This is a genomic window from Mucilaginibacter sp. GW822-FHT03E02, from assembly GCF_058801545.1.
Genome location: NZ_JBXANJ010000002.1, coordinates 444,963 through 461,967, shown reverse-complemented (window position 1 = coordinate 461,967; position 17,005 = coordinate 444,963). Strand labels below are relative to the sequence as shown.

The 17,005-nt window shown below is 43.0% G+C and carries 12 protein-coding genes; 10 read left to right on the top strand and 2 right to left on the bottom strand.

Annotation, left to right across the window (positions count from 1 at the left end):
* The first annotated feature begins 11 nt into the window (after positions 1 to 11).
* The 5 genes from AC1RM2_RS28675 (at position 12) to AC1RM2_RS28655 (ending at position 6,233) form a co-directional block, all read left to right on the top strand.
* Positions 12 to 1,679, top strand: a complete 1,668-nt coding sequence (locus AC1RM2_RS28675) for a RagB/SusD family nutrient uptake outer membrane protein (protein ID WP_492988587.1) — start codon at positions 12 to 14, stop codon at positions 1,677 to 1,679.
* 8 nt (positions 1,680 to 1,687) lie between these two features.
* Positions 1,688 to 2,848, top strand: coding sequence for an IPT/TIG domain-containing protein (locus tag AC1RM2_RS28670; protein WP_492988586.1), 1,161 nt, complete (start codon positions 1,688 to 1,690; stop codon positions 2,846 to 2,848).
* A gap of 72 nt (positions 2,849 to 2,920) precedes the next feature.
* Positions 2,921 to 3,460, top strand: coding sequence for a carbohydrate binding domain-containing protein (locus AC1RM2_RS28665; protein WP_492988585.1), 540 nt, complete (start codon positions 2,921 to 2,923; stop codon positions 3,458 to 3,460).
* Between the two features lie 63 nt (positions 3,461 to 3,523).
* Entirely contained in the window at positions 3,524 to 4,435 is a 912-nt protein-coding gene (locus AC1RM2_RS28660; protein ID WP_492988584.1) for an AraC family transcriptional regulator, read from the top strand.
* A gap of 61 nt (positions 4,436 to 4,496) precedes the next feature.
* Complete coding sequence (locus AC1RM2_RS28655; protein WP_492988583.1) at positions 4,497 to 6,233, top strand: alpha-L-arabinofuranosidase; 1,737 nt, start codon at positions 4,497 to 4,499, stop codon at positions 6,231 to 6,233.
* A 220-nt stretch (positions 6,234 to 6,453) separates the two neighbouring features.
* On the opposite strand, the gene AC1RM2_RS28650 is transcribed toward AC1RM2_RS28655, so the two are convergent.
* Positions 6,454 to 7,188, bottom strand: a complete 735-nt coding sequence (locus AC1RM2_RS28650; protein ID WP_492988582.1) for a LytR/AlgR family response regulator transcription factor — start codon at positions 7,186 to 7,188, stop codon at positions 6,454 to 6,456.
* Between the two features lies 1 nt (position 7,189).
* A complete protein-coding gene (locus AC1RM2_RS28645) occupies positions 7,190 to 8,308 on the bottom strand; it encodes a sensor histidine kinase (protein WP_492988580.1) in 1,119 nt (372 codons plus the stop codon).
* A gap of 239 nt (positions 8,309 to 8,547) precedes the next feature.
* On the opposite strand from AC1RM2_RS28645, the gene AC1RM2_RS28640 reads away from it, so the two are divergent.
* The 5 genes from AC1RM2_RS28640 to AC1RM2_RS28620 all read left to right on the top strand — a co-directional run bounded on the left by AC1RM2_RS28640 (position 8,548) and on the right by AC1RM2_RS28620 (position 16,996).
* Complete coding sequence (locus AC1RM2_RS28640) at positions 8,548 to 11,001, top strand: TonB-dependent receptor domain-containing protein (RefSeq protein ID WP_492988579.1); 2,454 nt, start codon at positions 8,548 to 8,550, stop codon at positions 10,999 to 11,001.
* 32 nt (positions 11,002 to 11,033) lie between these two features.
* A complete protein-coding gene (locus AC1RM2_RS28635; RefSeq protein ID WP_492988578.1) occupies positions 11,034 to 12,071 on the top strand; it encodes a glycoside hydrolase family 43 protein in 1,038 nt (345 codons plus the stop codon).
* Positions 12,072 to 12,272: 201 nt separating this feature from the next.
* Positions 12,273 to 12,971: a hypothetical protein gene (locus AC1RM2_RS28630; RefSeq protein WP_492988577.1), complete on the top strand. Its 699-nt coding sequence runs from the start codon at positions 12,273 to 12,275 to the stop codon at positions 12,969 to 12,971.
* Between the two features lies 1 nt (position 12,972).
* Positions 12,973 to 15,744, top strand: a complete 2,772-nt coding sequence (locus tag AC1RM2_RS28625) for a TonB-dependent receptor (protein WP_492988576.1) — start codon at positions 12,973 to 12,975, stop codon at positions 15,742 to 15,744.
* Positions 15,745 to 15,811: 67 nt separating this feature from the next.
* Positions 15,812 to 16,996 carry a DUF4249 domain-containing protein gene (locus AC1RM2_RS28620; RefSeq protein WP_492988575.1) on the top strand — a complete coding sequence of 395 codons (1,185 nt, stop codon included), beginning with the start codon at positions 15,812 to 15,814 and terminating at the stop codon, positions 16,994 to 16,996.
* Positions 16,997 to 17,005 lie beyond the last annotated feature (9 nt).

The window sequence follows — 17,005 nt, the reverse complement described above, 5'->3', positions numbered from 1 at the left end:
AAAGATTTAAAATGAAAGCAAATATTAAATATATACTCAGCGCTACAGTTATTGGCTTAGTTACCATAACAGGCTGTAAAAAAGACTTTTTCAACAGGCCGCCCGAAAACGCGATTGCAATTGATAATTTTTATAAAACCGATGCCCAGGTATCATCAAGTACAATTAACCTTTACAATTCACTTTGGTTTAATTATTGCGCTAAACCAGGTTGGGCTGTATGCGAGATGACAGGCGGTAATGGCCGTAGTTATTCGTCAGATGTTACCGATTTTGGTAACCTGAATAGTGCCGTGACCAACCTCAATTCGCAGAATGATGCCGCATGGTCGTCATTGTGGACTGTTGTTGCGCAGGCTAACGCCCTGATCAATTTAATGCCCCCAAGAGCAGGCGCGGGCGTAACCCCGGCTGTTTTAAATAACGCCCTGGGCGAAGCCCATTTTATGCGCGCTATGGCTTATTTCCATATCGTCAGGTTATGGGGCGCGGTGCCGATTATTGAGGATGCCAGTAACTTTTTAACCAATTTCCAGGTAAATAGCAACAGGATAGAAGACATATATACCTTCATGGTTAAGGATATGAAGTTTGCCGAGGCAAATTGTACTAAAATGATCAGGACTGGTTCTATCACACAAGGCCATGTATCCAGTGGTTCCGCTTCGGCTATGCTGGCCAAATTATACCTGTATATGCAGGATTACCCTAACGCACTTGCAGAGGCACAAAAAGTGATCAACAGCGGAGAGTTTAAATTATATGGTATAGATCTGCCCAATAAAACTTACAACGATCTGTTTAAAACAGCCAACAATAATAACGAAGAAAGCATTTGCCAGATACAATGGGCGGGTGGTGCATCGTATGGCCACGGCAATCCGGCGCAGGCATCTTTAGCCGCCAACGGTATTATTACGGGTACGGGTGATGGTTACAGCGTATTAGGCCCCACTATCGACTTGCAAAATTCTTATGAAGGTGGAGATTTACGCCTGCATGCTACTATTATGCAAGCTAAGGATTTTTATCCTGAAATTACAGCAGCGGCCGGCGGTTACACCGTGCCTGACAATATTAATTCACAGGGAACCGATGCTGCTATCAAAAAATATGTGGTTGGTACACCTGCCGATAATGGCGGCATAGGTGCGGCACAATCTGCGGCAAACAACACGTACTTAATGCGTTATGCCGAAGTTTATTTAATTGCAGCAGAAGCAATTGTTGGCAAAAACGCAACATCTACAGATGCACAGGCTTTAGCTTACATCAATGCCATCAGGAAAAGGGCAAACCTGGCACCGTTAACAGTTATAAAACGTAACTACACAGTTGCTAACCCTAACTACGACGCCACCTATAACAATGCTGTGCCTAAAACTATTATCAAGGATGATATTTTGGCCGAAAGAAGGCATGAATTTGCTATCGAAAACGACTACTGGTTTGACCTTTGCCGCATTGATGGATGGAATGGTATATTAAATAACAGCCACCCACTGGCTACGCAGTTTATAAGCCAGCAGGAAAGGGGTACTTACGCCAATGACCGCAAAACTGTTTACCATAGCGCGGTTACACCAAAAAGCACCGACTTTTTATTGCCTATACCAATTAATGAAACAACCGCCGATCCTAAATTATTAGAACCAGCAGTACCATACACTTTTAAATAAATACAGCTATGAAAAATTTAAAATCGATATTTTCTTACTGCATACTTTCGCTCGTGGTGGTATTCAGTATCAGCTCCTGTAAAAAACATGATAGCGGTGGTGACGGCCCTCCGGTTATAACCAGGATACGCACCGTATATAAAAGCACCCAAACATCGCAAACCGTTACTGCTTTTGATTCAACTACAACCGATGGGAGTATAGGGACCTTATATGCAGTGATAGGTAATAATTTAAGCACAACTAAAGCTATTTATATTAATGGTGTTTCTATATACTTTAACATAGCATATTCATCAAACACCACGCTTCAGTTTTCAGTACCTACAACGGTGCCGTTTAGTAACGACACTACCAGTAATGTACTTACCGTTGTTACCGCCCATGGAAAAGTTAGTACCCCTTTTATAATTGAACAGCCTGTCCCTGGCATAACAACAGTTAGCCAGTTGGCGGGTAACGCCGGCGATGTTATTACCATAACAGGTACAACATTCAATGGCCTCACAGGTGTGTCATTTGGTACAGTACCGGCTACGGTACTTACCAAATCGCCTACGGTGATAACCGTAAAAGTACCATCGGGTTTAACTGCAGCACATTTACTGGTTACCACATCGGCTACTAAAGGCGGCGGCGTAGGTACAGGACCGGTTGTAACTTCGGGCACAAGTTTATTGTCTAACAACGTTTCGTCAGCAAAACAAACTAATTCAATATTTGGGTTTAGCTCGGCCATTTATGAAGATACATTCGAAAACGGCTGGTACGATTATGGTTGGGGTGGCGGAGCGAAAACTGATAACACAAATATCAGGAGAGGAACCACATCCAGAACATATAGTTACACTGGCGGTTATGACGGGTATGCAATGCAACCAGGTAGCAGCGTCAATGTTGGTGCTAATACGGCTCTTAAGTTCTCAATATTTGGCGGTAAGGGAACTACCGGTAAAAATATCCATCTGACACTAAATTATAATTTTAACACCGCCGTTCAGATAACACTTACCGAAGGCAAATGGACAGATTATCAGATTCCAATCGCTAACTGGGCAGACGCCGGTAATCCAGTTCCATCAAGCATCTTCGCTCTGGTTTTCCAGGAATTTAGTGGCAATTCATCTACTTTTAGTATTGATGATGTTGGAATTGTAGATATTAAATAACAGAATTAACAGGCCTGATTAATATCGCCGCCGGGATAAACCTGGTGGCGATATTTTAAATTCATTTGACTGATGAAAGCGATTAAAATAATATTCAGCATGGGTTTGATATTGCTGATGTTAAAAGCCAACGCGCAAAAAAATCTGTTAACCAATGGTGGTTTTGAGGACGATTTTTATGGCTGGAATGATGGCGGTGGGCAAATTACCCCCTGGAATATTAAAACCGGCAAAAACAGTTGCGCCATTGTAACCACCAGCACCGATAAGTGGGTGGGGATTGATCAAACCGTCGGGATTCCTAAAAAAGCTACGGCCATCGAATTTAGTGCCTGGTTAAAAACCTTAAATGTTGTTAAAGGCAAAAATGATTGGGAAGGTGCCCTGTTTAGCGTTGCTTTTTTGGATGGCAGTGATAAAGAAATAAATGGCGGCGACAATATTGCCCGCCTAACCGGCGACCAGCAATGGACGCTTTATACCAAAGTGATTAAAATACCCCAAAAGGCCGTAAGTTTTAAAGTTTTGATTGCTATGGGCAACGCCTCGGGGACAATGATAGCAGACGATGTTACAGCTAAAGAGGTAATTGAGCAACCTGCCGTAAAGTAAACATCTTATACAGCTACTTAGCCTAACTAACTTGTTTTTGAATTTTGTGATACTGATTATTTTATGACGACAAGCAATGTAATGCGCGAAAATACCCCGCTGACAGCAGGCGATTGCTTTACTGTTTTTGCGAAGGTTGATAATAATTTTGAAGGACCGCTTCATTACCATGACGATTATGAGTTGCATTTGGTTTTAAACGCCAAAGGGGCCAAACGCGTTGTTGGCGGACATATTGATGTAATTGATGATTTGGAACTGGTGCTGGTAGGTCCGGGCCTTTATCATGGCTGGTTTACCAACGAGTGTAAAAGCCAGCAGATAACCGAGATTGTCATCCAGTTTCATAAAGACCTTTTTGACGAGAAATTTTTACAACGTAACCAGCTGAGTTTTTTGAAGGGAATGCTGCAGCGTGCGCCAATGGGGGTTCTTTTCTCGCCCGAAACAATTCTGGCGGTTAAAGACCGGCTCCTGGCGCTAAATAAGCAGAGCGGCTTTACATCGGTTTTAGAATTGCTATCCATATTGCACGAATTGTCAACATCGGCAGATATGAAAACCCTGTCGGATCCCAGCTTTATTAACGAGAAATTTTACCATAACAGCCGCCGTATCGAAAAAGTATTTGAGCATATGAATATCAACTACAACCGGAAGGTGTCCCTTGCTGAGGCTGCCCGTGTTGTTCACATGCCCGAGGCCTCTTTCAGTAGGTTTATAAAAAAGCGCACCGGCAAAACTTTTACCGATAGTTTAAACGAAATAAGGTTAGGACACGCCTCTCGGATGCTTATTGACTCGACAACTACGGTCGCCGAGATAGCTTATGAGTGCGGTTTTAACAACATATCCAATTTCAACAGGATTTTTAAACGCAAAAAACAATTTACACCCAACGAGTTTAGGTCAACCTATATGGTTGCAGGTTTTATGCATGGCCCGCACGTTGGCTTAAAAGCATCAGTAGCTTAATTTATACAAAAAAGGCAAAGAAAAAGGCCCGATAAATACCGTTACGGTAAAAAACAGGAAAATGAAAGTGATAATAAATAGTGTATTTACAATATTATTGGCCCTTATAACTTTAACGGCATGCAAAAAGGATAAAAAGACCGATACAACGGTTGTTGATACAGGAAACGGGGGGGCAACAGGCCCAATTACTTCGCCAACCGACCCCGGCGTCGCGGTTTCGCAAGGTTTTTTTTTAGATAGCTGGACAGCTAAAACATTTACAAAGCCAGCTACAACAAGTGCAACAAAGCCAGCGGCATCGTCAGTTACCGTAACTGCAGATTTTGCCCAGGTAGTCTCGAAGGTGTCAAACAACCTGTTTGGCAATAATATCAATCCTTTTACCAGTCAATATACCGACGCAGGCCTGGTAAAAAACATTACCAATCTATCGCCCAATATTATCAGGGCACCGGGAGGCAGTTTATCTGATGTTTACTTTTATGATCTGCCTGCGGGCGGCAGACCAGCTGATGTGCCTGCTCAATTATTAAAGGCCGATGGCAGCGCCGATCCTACTTCAGGATATTGGAGCGGAATGGTGACCGATAGCTGGTCTATAAGCCTTAGCAATTACTATTCGCTGTTACAAAAAACCAATAGTACCGGTATTATCACGGTAAATTATGGCTATGCCCGTTATGGGTTAAGCGATCATCCGGTTGAAACTGCCGCGCATTATGCTGCGCAGTGGGTAAGGAACGATAAGGGCCGAACTAAATTATGGGAGGTGGGCAATGAAAATTTCGGCAACTGGGAGGCCGGGTATCGTATTGACGTATCGAAAAATAAGGATGGCCAGCCCGAAATTATAACGGGCCAGCTATACGGAACACATTTTAAGGTTTTTGCCGATTCGATGCGCAAGGCTGCCAGCGACATAGGCGTTTCCATAAAAATAGGTATTGTACTTACCGAAACAGACGACCAAAATAATACTACAGGTGGGCAAAACTGGAATGCAGGTGTACTATCTGCTGCCGGCTCATCACCCGATTTTTTTGTAGTACATAATTATTACACGCCTTATAACCAAAATTCAACACCCGAAGTTATCCTGGCAACGCCATCGGCAGCTACTGCTCCGATGGTAAGTTGGGTAAACAATTCTGTTCAAAAGGCTGGTTTGGCTCAAAAGCCCATTGCGCTTGACGAGTGGAATATATTTGCTTCCGGGTCAAGGCAGCAAGTGTCTTATGTGAGTGGTGTGCATGCTGTTTTAGTACTGGGCGAGTTAATTAAAAACCAGGTAAGCATGGCCTGCCGCTGGGATTTGGCCAATGGAGGCAGCGATGGTAACGACCATGGTTTATTTACTTTCGGCCAGGATGGCACTGCAAATTTTACCCCGCGGCCGGCATTCTACTACCTATATTATTTTCAAAAATACTTTGGCGACAGGATGATCAGTTCGACAGTTAGCGGAAGTACCGATATTGTTAGTTATGCATCTTCGTTCACATCGGGCGAAGCTGGTATTACTCTTGTAAATAAAAGTAGTGCCGATAAGGTAGTTAGCATCAATTTCAAAAATTACTACACCGGGTCTAATTATTACTATTATACCTTGAAGGGTGGCACCGACAACGGCTCGTATTCGGGCAAAGTAACCGTTAACAACAACGGCCCCGCCGGCGATGTTGGTGGTCCGGCTGGTTATGCCACGCTTGCTGCAAATTCATCTGGCACCAGCGGAGGGATAACTGTGAACGTACCTGCAAGGGGTGTGGTGTTTTTGGTTTGCGATAAAAAATAAATACCGTGTTTAACGGGTAGTCCATAGGGGAACGTATTAAGTTCTGAGCCCTAAGCCAATTTATTCTTTTTTGACTTAGAACTTGGTACTTTCAACTTAACAGTGGTTTCACTTAAAATATGAAGCCGCATTCTTAAAAGATAGTTTTTGGTGCAATTACCTTTGTTATAGGTAGTGTAAAACGTGTTTGTTACGGCACCGGTTGTCGTAGCAGGCCGTTTTATTTTTTATCCCAAAGCCTGTTGGTAACTACCTGGCCAATTACCTGCTCACGGTAATTTCGGCTTATAGGAATTTTGCTGGCCTGGATAAATATCTCATTACCTTCGATCCCATCAATTTTATTGACGGCCACAATGTATGATTTATGCACCCTGATAAATGACTTGCCAGCCAGGTTCTCCTCCAGGTTTTTAAGGGATAGCATGGTTACATATTTACCTTTCAGGGTAAAAATGTTCACGTAATTCTGCATTCCCTCTACATAAAGAATTTCTTCCAACGGCACCTTTTCATATTTGCTTCCGCATTTAATAAAAAAGTAATCATCCTGCCTTTCGGCTTTATTGATGTCTGCCGATGTTGTTTTGGTTAGCAGCCGGTGATAATCCCGGGCTTTGCTGGCCGCCTTAAAAAAACGTTCGAAGGTAATGGGTTTAAGCAGGTAATCCAGCACATCCAGCTGAAAGCTTTCCAACGCATAGGTAGGGTAGGCGGTAGTAATAACCACCATAGGCGGTTTTTGCATAATCTTCAAAAACTCTATCCCGTTCATTTTAGGCATCTGGATATCCAGGAAAATCAAATCGGCAGGTTGCCGGTCAAGCAGTTTCATAAGTTCGAGCGGGTTTTCGCAGGTACCGGCCAATTGTAAAAAATCTACTTCGCGTACGTAGTTCCCAAGCCCTTCGCGGGCCAATGGCTCATCGTCAACAATTATACAATTGATATTCATATTAAGCCATTTGCATTGTTGGTGATATTTGGAGCACAGCAAGTGTTAGCTGTAGTTTTACCGTAAAAGTATCGGGTTGACTGTCAATATCCAATTCATAAATGCCGGGGTACATTAAATCGAGCCTCCGTTTAACGTTGGCCAGCCCTATGCCTCCATATTTTATAGCCTGGTTTGCTTCGCCGGCTGCTGTACTGTTGCTTACAAACAGGCTAAGTCGTTGCCCCCGCAGCTCAAGTTTTATGCTGATCCAATTACCGCCGTTTACATGGGCAGATACGTGCTTGAAAGCATTTTCTACAAACGTCATCAAAATAAAGGGGGCAATGCCCAGTTGGCCTGCAAAAGGATCATGCAGCTGTATATCAGCTTGTACTTCGGTATCGTGCCGCAGTTTTTCCAGTTCTATAAAATTTTCAAGATAGGCTATTTCTTTTTGAAGGGGGATTTGCTGATCGTTGCATTCATACAACTGGTGCCGTAGCAATTCAGAAAATTTGGCCAGCGAAGCCGATGCCATATTGGGGTTTTTGTGGATAAGGAAAAATATGGAATTGATGCTGTTAAACAAAAAATGAGGGTTAAACTGGTATTTTAAAAATTTAAGCTCGGTTTCCAGCTTTTCTTTTTCCAGCATTTGTTGCCTTTTTTGCGTTTGTGCCCAGGTTTTAGTAAGCTTAATACTCATGGCAAGGGTGCTGCTGGCCACGATTGAAGGCAGCGGATTGGCCAGGAAAAGTGTGAAGAAGTTATGCGGGCCGTTACCATATAAATCATCCATTGTTTTGCCCGATAGGATGGCGCTTAAAAAATACCCCGGAACAATCAGCATGGCAGCGCTGATAATCGTTAGTAACTCGTAAGTTATGTATTGCGCAAATTTGCCCTTTTCCATATAGCGTGGCATCAGGAAATACAGGTTAAAATACGCAGCCAAAGCCTGGAATACCAGGTAAAAACTAAACTTTACCGTATAGGGTGAAAAAAAGATGCTGCGCGCCACGCCAATAGGATCGCCCTGGGAAAATACCCACCACAGGTAATTGTATAAAAACCAAAAAGGAAGATGGTACAATTTATACCTGATAAGCCAGTTTTGTTGGGATTGAATTTGAGGCATAAGCTAAAGATACAGCTAAATGAATTATTTTTTTATGGCCACAATCTCAATGGGGCTAATTAATTGACCAAATGCACCTGTTGGTGTATAACCGGTAAATTATAATAAAAGCAGGCTGTTTTAATAAACTTCGGCGCTTTTAATGTATTTCGTCAATCGGCGTAGTACGCTGGTCAATCGGTTTTTTGTGGTATGCAGAGTTTGTATTCCTTTGGATATACAATCATCGTAACCGGCCTATGAAATACTTACTCGTCAGCTTCCTGTCGTTTTTTTGCCAGGCATCGTTTGCCCAGGTATCAGGTAAATTTGTGGATGCCGGCGGGCAGCCCGTATCATTTGCAACGGTAATATTATTAGATAGTACCGATAACGCGCTCATAAAATCGTCGCTTACTGATGATAAAGGCAGCTTCAGGTTAGATCCTGTCGGCCAGGGCCGGTACATTGTTAAAGTAAGTGATATGACTCATGAAACCTGGGCGTCGCCCGTATTTGAGCTTACAGGCGCAAAGCCATCAAAAAACCTTGGTATTATTGGGCTAAAAGCGGCCTCCAAACAATTAAGTGAGGTTACCATTGTGGCCAACAAACCTTTGGTACAACAGGAGCCGGGCGGGATGGTAGTAAATGTACAAAGCAGCATATTAACAAAAGGAAGTTCGGTGTTACAAGTTCTGCAGCGCTCGCCCGGTGTTATCGTCAATCCCCAAAACACGGGCATCACTCTGAATGGAAAGGCAGGTGTAATGGTTATGCTGGATGGCAAGCTGATGCGGATGTCGATGCCGCAGGTGCTTACTTTGCTAAACGGCATAAGCGCCGATGACATTGAAAAAATAGAACTGTTAAATACCCCGCCCGCCAAATACGACGCCGACGGCAATGCCGGGCTTATTAACATTGTTACCAAAAAAAATAAACAGCAAGGCACAAACGGGTCTGCTACTGTTACGGCTGGGTATAGCCGGGGCGAAAAGGGTTCAGTAAATGCCTCAATCAACCACAATACCGGTAAAGTGGGCCTGCGGGCTTCTTATTCGTACGCCCATGATCGCGGCCGTAGTGAATTATTTGCAAGCGGGACAGAAATCGTCCCGGCTATAGGCGGGCAAACCGAGTTTTTATACACAGGCCAGGGAAAACCGGTGGCCAAGTATCAGGATGCTGAAATTGGCGCCGATATCCGGCCCAATCAAAAGACAACCGTTGGCGCCAGTATCTATTTTGCGGCCGGGAGCAACCACAACAATAATTACAACCATGGGCACTATGCCCTTAAGCCCGATTCTGTTTTGCTCTTTAATTCCTACCTCGATGGTATTAATCACACTTACAATACCATTGGCAGCATTTACCTTGAACGGGAACTCAGTAAAGGCGAAAAAATCAATTTTGACGCCGATTATATTTATTACAAAAACAACGGGCAAACTAATGTTGAAAGCACCTTTGTTGATAATTATGGCAACCTGGCCGGTGCCGGCGACAGCCTGTATGCCCCCCGCCAACGCGACCTGGCCAGTACCGCTATAAAAGTATCGGTACTTAAAGTAGGTTACTCAAAACAAATAAACCCAAACCTGAAATTAGAAGCAGGGGTAAAAGGCACCTTTACCCGCAGCAACAGTGTATCCGGGATAGAAAACATGCAAAACGGCCAGTGGATGTTGAGTAGCGTAGGGGTATCCAATAACCTGGTTACAAAGGAGATGATTGGCGCGGGGTACGCAACTTTGAATGTGAAGCTGGATACGGCTACCAGCCTTACTATTGGCGCACGCTATGAATACTCGCACAACAGTACCGATAACGCCAGCAATGCGCAATATAACATCGACCGGAAATTGAAGAAGCTGTTTCCGAGTGTATTTCTGACGCGGAAACTTAATGATCAATCCGAATTACAGTTATCCTATACCAAACGCGTCAGCCGCCCATCGTACAGCGACCTGGCTTCGTATGTAACCTATAATGACCCGGTATCTGTTTTTACGGGAAACCCTTTGTTAAAACCTACCATTACCGATAATATTAAACTGGCTTACAATTACCATGATTACCTGTTTTCAATTTTATTCAGCCGCGATAAAGATGTGATATTGCAAACACAAATTTCTACCGGGCCATCTAAAGGGCTGGTTTACCTCGCCCCGCAAAACGCGCCTTATCAAAATAATATCACCCTGCAAACAAGCATCCCGGTAAAATTAACAAGCTGGTGGGATGGGCGTTATGGTTTTGTTGGCGGCTGGCGGCAATACAAAGTGGACTACACGCCGCAAACTTTTATCAAAACCTACTTTGCCGGATCGGTTGATTTTAGCGAAACATTTAAACTTCCTAAAAGCATTTCGGTGGAGGTTTCCGGTTATGCCTATTCACCGGCGTATTATGCTACCTCAAGAAGCAACGGAAACGGGATGCTTAACTTTGGGATAAAAAAGGAACTGAATAACAATAAAGGCAGTTTCCAGCTATCAGTTACCGATTTGTTATCATCGGCAAGTTATTACAGTTACATTGGCCACCTAACCCGCGATGCTTTTAATTCACAGGTAGATGTTCGCTACAACGGCGAATCAAGGAGTTTCCCCATTATCAAACTTACCTATTATCGGTCATTTGGCTCAAAAAACAAGGTTCAACGAAAAGGTGATAATGCCTCCAAAGATGAAAGAGGACGGTTATAAATTATATAAAAAATTGTGTCCTATATTAGGGCATGAAAAACATTATAAAAATCTGCCTTTTATTAATGGTTGTGGCCCAATCGGGCTTTGCCCAGCAAAAAACTTTCATGAATCCATTGCTGCCTTCCGGTGCCGATCCCTGGGTTATTTACAAAGATGGCTTTTACTATTATACCAATTCAACGGGCAATCACCTGGCTATCTGGAAAACAAAAGATATTACGCAGCTGAAAACTGCTGTTAAAAAAACAATCTGGGTGCCGCCGGCAGGCACCAGCTATTCAAAAGAACTTTGGGCACCCGAACTTCATTTTATAAAAGGTAAATGGTATATGTATTTTGCTGCCGATGATGGTAATAACAACAACCATCGGATTTATGTGCTCGAAAACCCGGCTGCCGACCCGACAGAAGGTACCTGGACATTTAAAGGCAAAGTAGGCGACGATACCAATAAATGGGCCATAGATGTATCGGTATTTGAAAACAAGGGACAATTATACATGATCTGGGCGGGCTGGGAAGGCGATGTTAATGTGCAGCAAAACATCTACATAGCCAAAATGAAAGATGCCTGCACCATTGACGGCCCGCGGGTAAAAATATCAAGCCCTGAGTTTGACTGGGAAAAGTATGGCGACCTTGGGGCACAATCAAACCCGCCGCATGTTAACGTAAACGAAGGTCCCGAGATTTTAAAACATAACGATAAGCTGTTCCTGGTATACTCGGCCAGCGGCTGCTGGACGGATTATTATGCCCTTGGTATGCTCACGACATCAAAAAACAGTAACTTAATGGATGCCGCATCATGGAGAAAGTCGGTCCAACCGGTGTTTAAGCAATCGCCGGAAAATGGTGTTTATGCACCCGGCCACAATTCATTCTTTAAATCTCCTGACGGAACGGAGGATTGGATATTGTACCACGCCAACTCCAAACCAGGCCAGGGCTGTGGTAATGACCGGTCGCCCAGGGCGCAAAAATTTGGTTGGAAAAAAGATGGCTCACCTAATTTTGGCATACCGTTAAAAGAGGGAGTGGTTATGGCTGCACCATCGGGTAATTAGCAGCAGATATATTTTAGTAAAATTTAGCAGAATTAAAACTGTTAACGTAATATTAAATATTGTAACAAATTGATTATATTGAGCGCAAATAGCTGTCAAATTAATAAGAATTTGGTTTGATGATTAAAAATGACTTAATTACAGAATAAATATTAACTGATGCCTACTCGTTATCCAATCAAAATAATATGTTATTTTGTTATGGCCCTGCTGTATAAAACAGCATCGGCACAATCTGCCGATAGTTCAAGCTATGATGCTGCTGTTGGTAACGTAACAAACCGGTTTTACCAGGGCGTTGGCGAACAATCGCGCCTGTATAATGGCCTGGTTTATGATTCTTACGATTCATCCATTAAAGGCAGCCCTTACCTTGACGATGTTGATGCCTGGCGCCCTGGCTCGGTTGAGTACGATGGGCAAAGCTTTGAAAATGTATCCATGATTTATGACCTGTACACCGATCAGCTGGTGGTGCTGCTCTACAATCATGCCTCGCCAATTGCGCTGATAGCCGATAAAGTTTCCAGTTTTGATTTACACGAGCGGCATTTTGTTAGGGTACCCAACAGCAATGGTGGTATAAAAACCGGTTTTTACGAACAGCTTTATGGCGGCAAATCGCAATTAATAAAACGATCCGAAAAATTGCTTAAATCCACATCCGGGCCCAACGGCCGGGAGCGGTTTTTTGTGCCCTTTAAAGAGGTGCCCGATTATTATATCAAAAAGGGATTGGTCTATTACAAAGTGAGCAGCCAAAGCTCGGTGCTTGACCTGTTTGCCGATAAGAAGAAAGAGCTTAAGCAATACATAAAAGACAAACATCTACAGTTTGATGACCTGCGCGAACTGGCGCTGACTTCGGTAACGGCCTATTATGATAGTATAACCAAATAATATGAAAAAAATTTACCTGGCTATTATTCTTTTATTGGCGGTTAAACTATTGCATGCGCAGGTTACTTCAAAAAGCATCAGTGTTAATTTTCAACAGGCAGGCATTGATCAGTTTGCCGGCGATCTTGAGGTTAAAACAGGCTATCGGTTTTATTATGATCGTACCCAATTTGATAGCTTAAAAATTACCTTACAGGTAAATAACCAGCCGCTGGAAGATGTGCTTAGGCAGGCTTTTCATAATTCGGGCTTTCTGTATACCGTTGTTGCATCAAAATTGCAGGTTTTTTTAACGCTTGGTAAAGAAATTCAGATACAACCGGCCGAAGGTTATTTTAACTTAAAGCCAGGGCAAAGCAAACCGGTCATGCCATCGCCGGTAATTGATTTTACAACAGCGCCTGTTAAAAAGCCGGTAATTGAATCAACCATCGAAAATAAACTGTACGAGATTGGCATAAAAAGCAATGAGCTGAAACCCGGCAAAGCTACTTTATCGGGTTATGTTAAAAGTGCTAAATCGGGCGTGGCCATAGCGGGCGCAAGCATTTATGTAAGCAATACCAGTATTGGGGTTACAACAGATCAGTTTGGTTATTTTACATTGGCGCTGCCCCGTGGCAAGCAGTTATTGATAGTAAAAGGTATAGGCATGAAGGATGCGCACCGGCAAATTATGCTTTATACCGATGGCGAACTGAATATTGAATTGCAGGACCAGGTAACAACGCTTAAAGAAGTAAAGATATCGGCAGATAAAGTGGCCAATGTGCGCAGTACCGAAATGGCTGTAAGCAGGTTGGATATTAAAAGTATAAAGCAGGTACCCGCTGTTTTTGGCGAGGCCGATGTTTTACGTATTGTATTAACCTTGCCCGGTGTGCAAACCGTTGGCGAGGCTACAACCGGCTTTAACGTAAGGGGAGGCGCTGCAGACCAAAACCTGATATTGCTTGATGACAAAACAATTTATAACCCAGCCCACTTTTTTGGTTTCTTCTCGGCCTTTAACCCCGATATTGTAAAAGGGATTGAACTTTACAAAAGTACCATCCCCGAAAAATTTGGCGGCCGTTTATCATCGGTGTTGGAAGTTACCGACCGCGAGGGCAACAAAAAAAACTTTACAGGTTCGGCAGGCATAGGGCTGCTTACCAGCAGGCTTAATGTTGAAGGGCCTATAGTGAAAGATAAAACATCGTTTATTTTTGGCGGCCGCACCAGCTATTCAGATTGGTTGTTAAAATTATTGCCCGAGGAATATAAACACAGCCACGCATCGTTTTATGATTTTAACCTCGATTTAAGTCACCAGGTTAATAAGGACAATAATATTTATATCACTACCTATTTAAGCAACGATAATTTCAGGTTAAACAGCGATACCACTTATAACTACAGTAATAAGAACGCCAACATTAAGTGGAAGCACAATTTTAGCAGTAAGTTATACAGCCTGTTGAGCGTTGGTTACGATGGGTATAAATATGATATTGCCAGTACAGCAAACCCGGTTAACGCCTACAAACTGAAATTTGGTATTAATCAAACCAATTTAAAGGCCGATTTTACCTACTACCTTAACCCTAATAACACCATCGACTTTGGTTTAAGCTCTATTTATTATAAACTAAACCCAGGCAGCGAAACGCCCAATAGCTCATCGTCATTAATAATTCCCGATAAAGTGGCTGATGAACAGGCTTTGGAAAGTGCCTTATACCTGGGCGATAAAATTGACATTACGCCCGATTTTACCATTAGCGCGGGTATCAGGTATTCGTTGTTCAATTATCTTGGCGCACAAACTGTGCGTAATTACGCTCCCGGCTTACCGCGCACTCCGCTCAATGTTGTCGATAGTACCAACTATGGCGGAGGCAAAGTAATAAAAACGTATTCCAGGCCCGAAATCAGGGTATCTGCCCGTTACAATATCCAGGATGACCTTTCATTAAAGGCCAGTTACAATACCCTTGCACAATACATCCACCAGTTGTCAAACACTACCGCTATATCGCCCATTGATATTTACAAATTGAGCGATCCCAACATCAAACCACAATACGGCAGCCAGGTATCGTTCGGCATATTTAAAAACGCCCAGCAAAACACCATCGAAACATCCGTAGAGGTTTATTACAAACACATTGACAATTACCTGGATTATAAAAGCGGGGCAAAACTGGTAATGAGCCACGCTATTGAGCAGGAAGTTTTAAATACCCAGGGCAAGGCCTACGGGGTTGAACTTTCGGTTCGTAAAACAACGGGCAAGCTTAACGGCTGGGTTAATTACACTTACTCGCGCACATTTTTAAAGCAGGACGATGCCATTGCAGGCCAGCTCATTAATGGCGGTGCATACTACCCGGCCAATTACGATAAACCGCACAGCTTTAATTTTACCGGTAATTACCGGATAACCCATCGTTACAGTGTTTCGCTGGATGTTACCTACAGCACCGGCAGGCCTATAACATTGCCTATTGCCAAATATTATTCAAACGGTGCCGAACGGGTGTTTTATTCTGGACGGAACGAATACAGGATCCCGGATTATTTCAGGTCCGATTTTTCTATCAATATAGATGGGAACCATAAAATACACCAAACCTTCCATAATTCATGGACGGTTGGGGTTTACAATTTAACAGGAAGGCAAAATGCTTATTCAACGTTTTTTCAGCAGCAGGGCGGAGCAATCAACTCGTACCAGCTGTCCATTTTTGCCAGGCCGATACCTTTTATAAATTATAATATCAAATTTTAATGTTGATAGCGGGGAAAAATGATAGCACGGTTGATTTATTTAACAAGGTTTTTGGGGAATTAAGATGATGAAAAGGATACTATACATACTGTTTGTATTGATGGGCGCAATGGCCTGTAAAAAGCAGATTACCATTGCGCCTTCGGCCAAAGTAACCAGCTATTTGGTTGTTGATGGTAATATCTCATTAGGCGATTCTACCACCATAACCTTACGCCGTACAGTTAACCTGGATAGTAACGCAAAAGCCAACCCCGAATTGGGCGCTGTAGTAACCGTTGAAAGCGCCGGTGGCACGAGTTATAAACTGACCGGTAAAAGTAACGGAACTTATGTATCAGCGCCTTTAAACTTATCTGCAAACGACAAATACAGCCTTAAAATTACTACGCAAAATGGCGGTAAATATGCTTCGGATTTTGTGCCGGTGAAAAACTCGCCGCCAATTGACAGTGTAAGGACTGCAATAACCGGCAACGGCTTACAAATTGGGGTTGATACACATGACGCAACTAACAGCAGTAAATATTACAGATGGGAGTATACTGAAACCTACCAGATCCAAAGCGCGTTTGAATCATTAATTACGGTGGTTCAAAATCCATCGGCGCCACCACCTGATTTTCAGTATATCCGGCCACCTGCACAAAGAGTATATAATTGTTGGATGAGCGATACCTCCAACACCATAATTACCACCACAACGGCGAAGCTTTCCGCTGATAAGGTAAGTAATGCGCCCCTGACGTTGATTCGTGCGAACTCAGAAAAATTTAGGTTTAGGTATAGCATCCTGGTAAAACAATATGCAATTACCGCCGACGCATTTAATTATTTTGAGCTGCTAAAGAAAAATACTGAACAGATTGGCGGGATTTTTGATCCGCAACCATCGGAGTTAACAGGCAATTTACATTGCATCAGTAACCCTAACGAACCGGTTATTGGTTTTGTTACAGTAGGACAAGTAACACAAAAACGAATTTTTGTTGATAAAGCCAGCCTTCCGGCAAACTGGGGGGCTGAGACGCCTTATGGTAGCTGCCACCTGGATACGTTATTATATGCGCGAAAAGTTACCAGTACCATTCCAACTATCCCGCCTATATATGTTAATGAAGTATATAACCTCATTTATTCGGGTTCAGCGTTAACGGTTGATTATGCGCCAGGAGGCTACACAGCATCAACACCGATATGCGTGGATTGCACCTTGCGAGGAACAAATAAAAAACCATCATTTTGGAAATAAAACAATACC

Bases quoted from the DNA above. Each gene is read 5' to 3' on its own strand.
- AC1RM2_RS28675 (WP_492988587.1), top strand. From the start codon at position 12: ATGAAAGCAAATATTAAATATATACTCAGCGCTACAGTTATTGGCTTA.
- AC1RM2_RS28670 (WP_492988586.1), top strand. From the start codon at position 1,688: ATGAAAAATTTAAAATCGATATTTTCTTACTGCATACTTTCGCTCGTG.
- AC1RM2_RS28665 (WP_492988585.1), top strand. From the start codon at position 2,921: ATGAAAGCGATTAAAATAATATTCAGCATGGGTTTGATATTGCTGATG.
- AC1RM2_RS28660 (WP_492988584.1), top strand. From the start codon at position 3,524: ATGACGACAAGCAATGTAATGCGCGAAAATACCCCGCTGACAGCAGGC.
- AC1RM2_RS28655 (WP_492988583.1), top strand. From the start codon at position 4,497: ATGAAAGTGATAATAAATAGTGTATTTACAATATTATTGGCCCTTATA.
- AC1RM2_RS28650 (WP_492988582.1), bottom strand. From the start codon at position 7,188: ATGAATATCAATTGTATAATTGTTGACGATGAGCCATTGGCCCGCGAA.
- AC1RM2_RS28645 (WP_492988580.1), bottom strand. From the start codon at position 8,308: ATGCCTCAAATTCAATCCCAACAAAACTGGCTTATCAGGTATAAATTG.
- AC1RM2_RS28640 (WP_492988579.1), top strand. From the start codon at position 8,548: ATGAAATACTTACTCGTCAGCTTCCTGTCGTTTTTTTGCCAGGCATCG.
- AC1RM2_RS28635 (WP_492988578.1), top strand. From the start codon at position 11,034: ATGAAAAACATTATAAAAATCTGCCTTTTATTAATGGTTGTGGCCCAA.
- AC1RM2_RS28630 (WP_492988577.1), top strand. From the start codon at position 12,273: ATGGCCCTGCTGTATAAAACAGCATCGGCACAATCTGCCGATAGTTCA.
- AC1RM2_RS28625 (WP_492988576.1), top strand. From the start codon at position 12,973: ATGAAAAAAATTTACCTGGCTATTATTCTTTTATTGGCGGTTAAACTA.
- AC1RM2_RS28620 (WP_492988575.1), top strand. From the start codon at position 15,812: ATGAAAAGGATACTATACATACTGTTTGTATTGATGGGCGCAATGGCC.